This is a genomic window from Azoarcus taiwanensis (assembly GCF_012910885.1).
Lineage (GTDB): Bacteria > Pseudomonadota > Gammaproteobacteria > Burkholderiales > Rhodocyclaceae > Azoarcus_F > Azoarcus_F taiwanensis.
The window spans coordinates 1-9117 of sequence record NZ_WTVM01000144.1; the positions used below are offsets into that span (position 1 = coordinate 1).

Here is a 9117-nt window from a genome sequence, read left to right on the forward strand (position 1 = left end):
CTACGCCTGATTGTCAGGCATCCTGAACTAACGCGAGAGCTGACTGCGTGACCTTGTAGCCGAGTACAGCGGGAATCCCTGCTTTGCTGTCGTTGAGCAACTTAATGGCTACTTCAGCTCTGGGTCGAATCCGGCCGTAGCCTGAACTGAGAAGCGGTCATTGGCCCTCATAGGCGGGGGAATGACAGGTAACCGTCGTATTGCCGCCCGAGTCGGGCCAGTGGCCCAACGACAGCACTGGCCGATCAACAGTCGTTAGGATGACCACCTTCCAGATTCATTGAACTTCCACACCTGGGTCAATAGAGCGCGTTCGGCTTTGCACCCGACAGCAGCCGATTTCCGCTCCGGCTCGATCCTTGGTCGCTTCATCCGGCGTGTTGCTTTTTGCTACCGAGCGCGCGAGTCACGGGTAGCCCGCGCATTTGCAGCGCGTTTCGGCTCCAGGCGAATGACCGCTGAGGCCGCACGGTCTCCACGGCGTTCGAACGTTCCGGATGTTGCGGGGAAATCCTTCATCGGTTTCGAGAAATACCAATCCCCGGCGTGTAAGGACCAGTCCCGCTGCCGACCTATGGTGTGGCGTGCAATGCGACGTAGTCAGCTGCCAACCGACGTCGGGCTTGGGCGAACGCGGTCCACAGCTGTTCCGCCTGGACTTGCTGCCGTGCCGACAGGGAGGCGGCAAGTCCAGGCATTGCAGCGGCCAGCAATGCGATGTCGGCGGCGTCGAACTGCGGCCCGCAAGCGAGCCTGACCTTGTCGTTGAGGTGCAGCGCGGCTCCGGTCAGGTGGCGGTTGCTGGCGCAGTCGAACAGTTGGGCAAGGCCCGCCGGGTCGGCCGGCGCAATGCCTTTGCGCGCGGCCTCGCGCACGGTATGCTGACCGAGCATTTCGATCACGCCGAGCAGCGAGTCGACATCGTGAGCGGACAGTTCGGCGACGCAGCAGCCGCGGCGGGGCTCGAGCTCCACGAGCCCCGCCCGCCCCAGTACCTTCAAGGCCTCGCGTACCGGGGTACGGCTCACGCCGTAGCTGCGCGAGAGTTCCGCTTCGTCCAGAGGGCAGCCCGGTGCGAACTCATGCGCGAAGATGCGCGCACGCACAGATTCGGCGACCCCTTCGTAGAGGGCGCGCGGGCGCAACCAGTCTTCGTTCCTCGTGTTCATGCTTTCAGTGGTTCCGTACGGGGCGTTTCCGTGAATTTGTGATGGGGCCCGGACGGCAGGCCGAGCCGCGATACCGAAACGCCGATTTCAGCGGTAGCGCTGCTCCAGCGCATCCCAGTGGTTCTTGCCGACCAGGCGCTGGCGTTCGGCGAAGGGGGTGACCAGGCCGCTGGACTCCTTGACCTCCTTTTCGTCACGCAGCACCGTGAGCGCCTTCTGCATGCCCATCACCGCGCCCTGCAGCGCGGCGTTGGCGTAGAGCACGATGCCGAAGCCGAGCTCGCCCAGTTCGGTGGCGTTGAAGATCGGTGTCTTGCCGCCGATGACCATGTTCATCAGCTGCGGCTTGGCGAGGCGCTGCGGCAGCGCACGAACCTCCTCTTCCCTGGTCACGGCTTCGACGAACAGGATGTCGGCGCCGGCTTCGGCGAACTTCTGCCCACGCTCGACAGCAGCCTCGAAGCCGTGCACGGCGGCGGCGTCGGTGCGGGCCATGATGAGCAGGTCGGGGTCGCGGCGGGCGTCGGCGGCGGCCTTGATCTTGGCGACCGCCTCTTCGGTGGCGATCACGTCCTTGCCATTGAAGTGGCCGCAACGCTTGGGCATGACCTGATCTTCGAGCTGGATGCAGTCGGCACCAGCGCGCTCTAGCGTGCGCACGGCGTGATAGACGTTCACCGCGTTACCGAAGCCGGTATCGGCATCGACGATCAGCGGCACCTCCACCGCGTCGCGGATGCGCGCGGTGTGGTCGGCAATTTCGGCCAGACCCATGAAGCCCTGGTCGGGCATACCGAACCACATGTTGGTGACGCCGGCGCCGGTGACATAGATCGCCTCGAAGCCGAGGTCGGCGACGACCCTGGCCGACAGCGCGTTGAAGGCGCCCGGCACGATCACGCCGCGACGAGCTTCGACGAGGGTTTTCAGTTGCTTGCGAGTGGACATGGGGCTTCCTGGGGAAAATTGGTTCGAGTTGCTTCGAGTTGGTTCGAGTCCGTTCGCCATGAGTCGGCATAGACAGCTTGAGCCTGAACGGTCGACCAGAAATCAAAAGGCGTCGCCGGGCACGCGTACCCAGCCTTCCATGAGGATGCGGGCCGAGCGCGACATGATGGCCTTGGTGATGGTCCATTGACCGTCGACCCGCCGCGCTTCGGCGCCGACGCGCAGGGTGCCGGAGGGGTGACCGAAGCGCACCGCTTTGCGCTCGCCGCCCCCCGCGGCGAGGTTGACCAAGGTGCCGGGAATGGCCGCGGCGGTGGCGATGGCGACTGCCGCGGTGCCCATCATGGCGTGGTGCAACCTGCCCATGGACAGCGCACGCACCAGCAGATCGACATCGCCGGCGGCGACCGCCCTGCCGCTGGAGGTGGTGTACTCCCTGGGCGGGGCGACGAAGGCGATCTTGGGGGTGTGCTGGCGGGTGGCGGCATCCTCGGGTTTGGCGATCAGGCCCATGCGCAGCGCGGCGGCGACGCGGATCTGCTCAAAGCGTGCCAGGGCTTGCGGATCGCCATTGATGTGCTCGCGCAACTCGGTGCCGGTGTACCCGATGTCCGCGGCGTTGACGAACACCGTCGGGATGCCGGCGCTGATCATCGTGGCCTTGAGCACCCCGCCCTTGACCACGCCTTCCGGCACCGCGAGGTCGTCGACCAGATTGCCAGTGGGGAACAGCGCGCTGCCCGCCTCCCCGTCGTCGGACGGGTCGAGGAACTCGAGCATGATCTCCGCCGCCGGAAAGGTCACACCGTCGAGCTCGAAATTGCCGGTCTCCTGCACCTGGCCGTTGGTGACGGGAACGTGCGCGACGATGGTCTTGCCGATGTTGGCCTGCCAGATACGCACTGCACACACACCGCTGTCCGGTACGCGCTCAGCATCGATCAGCCCCGCATGGATGGCGAATGCGCCCACGGCGGTGGTCAGGTTGCCGCAGTTGCCGGACCAGTCCACGAAGGGTTGGTCGATGGACACCTGGCCGTAGAGGTAGTCGACGTCGTGCTCCGGCCGGCAGCTCTTCGACAGGATCACGCATTTGCTGGTGCTCGAGGTCGCCCCGCCCATGCCGTCGATATGCGCGGCATAGGGGTCCGGGCTGCCGATGACGCGCTGGAACAAGCGGTCGCGCGCTTCACCGGGCACCCGGCAGCGCTCGGGCAGGTCGTCCAGGCGGAAGAACACGCCCTTGCTGGTGCCGCCGCGCATGTAGGTGGCGGGGATTCTGACTTGGGCTTGTGGGTCGGTCATGCTCGTCCTTCGAGAAAGTCCTTGGCAAAGCGCTGCAGCACACCACCGGCTTCGTACACCTGCACTTCCTCGTCGGAGTCCAGGCGGCTGGTCACCGGCACCGCTATGGTCTCACCGTTGCGGCGGTGGATGAGCAGGGTGAGCTCGGCCCGCGGCCGGCGCTGGCCGATGACGTCATAGGTTTCGGTGCCGTCGAGCCCCAGCGTCTTGCGCGTGGTGCCGGGCTTGAACTCCAGCGGCAGCACGCCCATGCCGATGAGGTTGGTGCGATGGATGCGCTCGAAGCCCTCGGCGACGATGACCTCGACACCGGCCAGGCGCACCCCCTTGGCTGCCCAGTCGCGGCTGGAGCCCTGGCCGTAGTCGGCACCGGCGATGATGATGAGGTTCTGCCCGCGCTGCATGTAGGTCTCGATGGCCTCCCACATGCGCATCACCTGTCCCTCCGGCTCGACCCGCGCGAGCGAGCCCTGACGCACCGTGCCGTCGTCGTTCAGCACCATCTCGTTGAACAGCTTGGGGTTGGCGAAGGTGGCGCGCTGGGCGGTGAGGTGGTCACCACGGTGGGTGGCGTAGGAGTTGAAGTCCTCCTCGGGCAGGCCCATCTTCGCCAGATACTCGCCGGCGGCCGAATCCAGCAGGATGGCGTTGGACGGCGACAGGTGGTCGGTGGTGATGTTGTCCGGCAGGATGGCGAGCGGACGCATGCCCTTGAGGGAGCGTTCGCCGGCCAGCGCGCCCTCCCAGTAGGGGGGGCGGCGGATATAGGTCGATTGCGGACGCCAGTCGTAGAGCGGCGAAGCGGTGCGTTCGACCCCGGTCCTGGCGAACATCGGGATGTACACCTGCTTGAACTGCTCGGGCTTGACCGCCTGGGCGACCACCGCGTCGATTTCCTCGTCGGTGGGCCAGATGTCCTTCAGGCGCACCGCCTCGCCGGCGTGGAGGGTGAGCCAGTCCTGCTCGATGTCGAAGCGCACGGTGCCGGCGATGGCGTAGGCCACCACCAGCGGCGGACTGGCAAGAAAAGCCTGCTTGGCATAGGGGTGGATGCGGCCGTCGAAGTTGCGGTTGCCGGACAGCACCGCGGTAGTGTAGAGGTCGCGATCGATGATCTCCTGCTGGATCTTCGGATCCAGCGCACCGCTCATGCCGTTACAGGTGGTGCAGGCGAAGGCGACGATGCCGAATCCCAACGCTTCGAGGTCCTCCAGCAAGCCGGCTTCCCGCAGATAGAGCTCCACCACCTTCGAGCCCGGCGCGAGCGAGGTCTTGACCCAGGGCTTGCGCTTGAGGCCCAGCTTGCGCGCCTTGCGCGCGAGCAGGCCGGCGGCGATGAGGTTGCGCGGGTTGGAGGTGTTGGTGCAGGAGGTGATCGCGGCGATGATGACCGCGCCATCGGGCAGTTGCCCGGCAGCCTCCTGATCAAGGGCTTGTCTGAGATTGCCGGCGATACCGCGCTCGGCCAGTTGCGCGGTCGGCAGGCGGCGGTGCGGATTGCTGGGGCCGGCCATGTTGCGCTCGACGCTCGACAGGTCGAACTCGAGCACGCGCTCGTACTCGGCGGTGGCCAGCGCATCGGCCCACAGGCCGGCCTCCTTGGCGTAGGTCTCGACCAGCGCAAGCTGTTCGTCGCTGCGCCCGGTCAGGCGCAGGTAGTCCAGCGTCTGTCCGTCGATGAAGAACATCGCCGCGGTGGCACCATACTCGGGGGCCATGTTGGAGATGGTGGCGCGGTCGCCGATGGTGAGACTGGCCGCACCCTCGCCAAAGAACTCCAGATAGGCGCCGACCACACGCTGCTGGCGCAGGAACTCGGTCAGCGCCAGCACCACGTCGGTGGCGGTGATGCCCGGCTGGCGGTGGCCGTTCAGGCGGACGCCGACGATGTCCGGCAGGCGCATCCAAGAAGCGCGACCGAGCATGACGTTCTCGGCCTCCAGGCCGCCGACGCCGACCGCGATCACGCCCAGGGCGTCGATGTGCGGGGTGTGGGAGTCGGTGCCGACACAGCTATCCGGATAGGCCAGGCCGTTGTCGCTGTGGATGACCGGCGACATTTTCTCCAGGTTGATCTGGTGCATGATGCCGTTGCCGGCCGGGATCACGTCCACATTGTCGAAGGCGGTCTTGCACCACTCGATGAAGTGAAAGCGATCGGCGTTGCGACGATCCTCGATTTCGCGGTTCTTGCGCAAGGCGTCGGGGTCGAAGCCGCCGCACTCCACCGCCAGCGAGTGGTCGACGATGAGTTGCACCGGCACAACCGGATTGACCTGAGCCGGGTCACCGCCCTGGTCGGCGATGGCATCGCGCAGGCCGGCCAGATCGACAAGCGCGGTCTGGCCGAGGATGTCGTGGCACACGACGCGCGCCGGATACCACGGAAAATCGCGCTCGCGACGGCGCTCGACGAGTTGCTGCAGGCAGGCGTCGATGATCGCGGGATCGGCCTTGCGCACGATGTTCTCGGCGTGGATGCGCGCGGTATAGGGCAGCCTGGCCCAGGCACCGGGGTAGCGTGCATCGACCGCCTCACGGGCATCGAAGTAGTCCAGGCCGGTACCGGGCAGGGCTTTGCGGTAACGATTATTCATCTTCTCCTCGCCTCACTGCCGCTGCTCGATGGGCACGAACAGCTGATCGTCCGGACCGACATAGTGGGCGCTGGGACGGATGATCTTGTTGTCGATACGCTGCTCGATGATGTGCGCCGCCCAGCCGCTGGTGCGCGAGATGACGAACAGCGGGGTGAACATCGCCGTGGGTACGCCCATCATGTGATAGCTCACCGCGCTGAACCAGTCGAGGTTGGGGAACATCTGCTTGACCTCCCACATGACCTGCTCCAGGCGCTCGGCAATGTCGTACATCTTGGTCGAACCGGCCTCGTCGGACAGGCGCCTGGCCACGTCCTTGATGACGACGTTGCGCGGGTCGCTCACGGTATACACCGGGTGGCCGAAACCGATCACCACCTCCTTGGCCTCGACCCGGCGGCGGATGTCGGCTTCGGCCTCGTCCGGCGTGTCGTAGCGCTTCTGGATGTCGAAGGCCGCCTCGTTGGCGCCGCCGTGCTTGGGGCCGCGCAGGGCGCCAATGGCACCGGCGATGGCCGAATACACATCACTGCCGGTTCCGGCGATCACCCGCGCGGTAAAGGTGGAAGCGTTGAACTCGTGCTCGGCGTACAGGTTGAGCGAGGTATGCATCGCCCGCACCCAGGTTTCCGACGGCTTCTCGCCGTGCAGCAGATGCAGGAAGTGGCCGCCAATGGAGTCGTCGTCCGTTTCCACCTCGATGCGCTGGCCCTTGGTGGACCAGTGATACCAGTACAACAGCATCGAGCCGAGCGAGGCCATCAGACGGTCGGCGATGTCGCGCGCGCCGGCGACGTTGTGGTCATCCTTTTCCGGCAGCACACAGCCCAGCGCCGACACACCGGTGCGCATCACGTCCATCGGATGCGCGGAGGCCGGCAGGCGCTCCAGCGCCTCCTTGACGCTGGCGGGCAGCCCGCGCATGGACCTGAGCCTGGCCTTGTAGGCGCGCAGCTCGGCCCTGTTGGGCAGCTTGCCATGCACCAGCAGATGGGCCACCTCCTCGAATTCGCAGCGCTCGGCGAGGTCGAGGATGTCGTAGCCGCGGTAGTGCAGATCGTTGCCAGTCTTGCCGACGGTGCACAAGGCGGTGTTGCCGGCGGTGACGCCCGAGAGGGCGACGGACTTCTTCGGTTTGAAGGTGGATTCGGCGGCGTGTGTGCTCATGCGGGACTCCAGGCGAACAAGGGTGAAGGGTGCGCGGGTTTGCATTTACCCGCGTTTGTTCGCAATATACGCACGAAACAGAATACGTAACTGACTGAATTAGCGACGTTTTGCGAATGCAATCATCCAGTTCTGCAAATTTTGCGAACGATACTCTGGAGCCATGATGAAGAAAGTCTTTACCGGCGTGCGATTACGCCGCCTGCGCGAAGAGCGCGGTCTGACCCAGGCCGCGCTCGCCAGGCTGCTGGAGATCTCCCCCAGTTATCTGAACCAGATCGAACAGAACCAGCGCCCACTGACCGTGCCGGTTTTGCTGCGTATCAGCGCCGCCCTGGGTGTCGACGTCCAGCGCTTCTCTGACGACGACGAAGGCCGGTTGGTCGCCGAGTTGCGCGACGTGCTCGGCGACACCGGCCGCAGCTTACCCGGTGGCGAAACCGTCTCGCTGGCCGAGATCCGCGAACTCGCCAGCCAGATGCCGTCGATCGCCAGGGCACTGCTGGCGCTGGACCGCCGTTGCCGCGAAGCGGACGATCGACTCGCGACTTACGCCCAACGCCTCGGCGAGACGCGCGGGCAGTCAACTCCAAGCGCACCGATGCCTTACGAAGAGGTGCGCGACTTCTTTTACGCCCGCCACAACCACGTCGCCAGTCTGGATGCCCTCGCAGAGCGCTGCTTTGCCGACTGGTCGCTTGCCGCAGGAAGGGTCGACGAGGGGCTGGCGGCGCGGCTCTCCAGCGAGCACGGTATCACCGTGAGTGGCGCCGCCAGCGGCGACGCCTGGTCGGTCGAGGCCGAGTTCGCACCTTTGCGCGAGTTCGACGCACAGCGACGCATCCTTTACCTGTCACCGCTGCTCGATGCAGGACAACGCGCGTTTCAGATGGCCACCCAACTGGCCTTGCTGGAAGCCGGCGAGGCCATCGAGCAACAAGTCGGCGAAGGCGACTTTCTCGGCGAGGAAGCCCGTGTGCTGGCGCGCATCGGGCTGGCCAACTACTTTGCCGGTGCGCTGATCCTGCCTTACGGGCACTTTCTCGCCTCGGCCGAAGCGCTCGCCTACGATGTCGACCGCCTTGCGCGCCGCTTCGGCGTCGGTTTCGAAACCGTCTGCCACCGCTTGTCCACGCTGCAGCGTCCGCAGGCGCGCGGTGTGCCCTTCATCTTCGTGCGCGTGGACCGCGCCGGCAACATCTCCAAACGTCAGTCGGCCACCGACTTCCACTTCTCGCGGGTCGGCGGCACCTGTCCGCTATGGAACGTGTATGAAGCATTCACCCACCCCCACCAGATCCAGACCCAGCTTGCCTCAATGCCAGACGGCCGTGCCTATTTGTGGATCGCCCGGACTGTCACTCACCGGCGCAGCGGCTGGGGCACTCCGGCCAAGACCTTCGCCATCGGCCTGGGCTGTGACCTGCGCCACGCCGGCCGCCTGGTGTACTCCCGCGGTCTACCACTCGACGACCCCGACGCGCGCACCCCGATAGGCGCCGGCTGCAAGATCTGCGACCGCCTCGTCTGCCCCCAGCGCGCTTTTCCGTCGATCGGAACGCGCTTGGTTGCCGACCCTGATCGCAGTTGGTTCGAGCCTTATGCCGCGGACGCCGGCCGGGAGCCCCGTTCCTGCGCGTAAACCTGGCAACTTGTCCAGATTTACTGCGCTTGATAGATATGCGACCACCGACGAGGATTACACCGCACAGCCCTACATATCGACATTTTGCGCATACAACACACTACATCTAGTAACTTCCCCTTGACGACGGCATTGCGACGAAGCTAGACTTCACCTCGTTGATGGTTCCCCTTCCGGGGATTGAAAGGGAATCCGGTACCGGGTCGATGACCTCAAAACCGGAGCTGCCCCCGCAACTGTGATCGACGAGCGCTTCGTCACCCGTGCCACTGGCTGCTGTCCG

At 65.5% G+C, this 9117-nt stretch carries 6 protein-coding genes and 1 riboswitch; of the genes, 1 reads left to right on the top strand and 5 read right to left on the bottom strand.

Annotated features, from left to right (window positions below; genetic code table 11):
• Positions 1-572: 572 nt before the first annotated feature.
• From GPA21_RS17125 to prpC, 5 genes are all read right to left on the bottom strand, one after another.
• Positions 573-1169 carry a GntR family transcriptional regulator gene (locus tag GPA21_RS17125; protein WP_168989326.1) on the bottom strand — a complete coding sequence of 199 codons (597 nt, stop codon included), beginning with the start codon at positions 1167-1169 and terminating at the stop codon, positions 573-575.
• 87 nt (positions 1170-1256) lie between these two features.
• Complete coding sequence (locus GPA21_RS17130; protein WP_168989327.1) at positions 1257-2117, bottom strand: isocitrate lyase/PEP mutase family protein; 861 nt, start codon at positions 2115-2117, stop codon at positions 1257-1259.
• Positions 2118-2219: 102 nt separating this feature from the next.
• Positions 2220-3422, bottom strand: coding sequence for a 2-methylaconitate cis-trans isomerase PrpF (prpF, locus tag GPA21_RS17135; protein ID WP_168989328.1), 1203 nt, complete (start codon positions 3420-3422; stop codon positions 2220-2222).
• Positions 3419-6019, bottom strand: coding sequence for a Fe/S-dependent 2-methylisocitrate dehydratase AcnD (acnD, locus tag GPA21_RS17140; RefSeq protein WP_168989329.1), 2601 nt, complete (start codon positions 6017-6019; stop codon positions 3419-3421). The genes prpF and acnD overlap by 4 nt, the downstream gene beginning before the upstream one ends.
• Positions 6020-6031: 12 nt before the next feature.
• A complete protein-coding gene (gene prpC, locus GPA21_RS17145) occupies positions 6032-7189 on the bottom strand; it encodes a bifunctional 2-methylcitrate synthase/citrate synthase (protein ID WP_168989330.1) in 1158 nt (385 codons plus the stop codon).
• A gap of 163 nt (positions 7190-7352) precedes the next feature.
• Here prpC and GPA21_RS17150 point away from each other — a divergent pair, with 163 nt between their 5' ends.
• The gene (locus GPA21_RS17150) at positions 7353-8831 is read left to right on the top strand and encodes a short-chain fatty acyl-CoA regulator family protein (protein WP_246262036.1); all 1479 of its coding nucleotides are present in this window, start codon (positions 7353-7355) and stop codon (positions 8829-8831) included.
• A 148-nt stretch (positions 8832-8979) separates the two neighbouring features.
• Positions 8980-9117: riboswitch (cobalamin riboswitch) on the top strand. This riboswitch is flagged as partial in the annotation.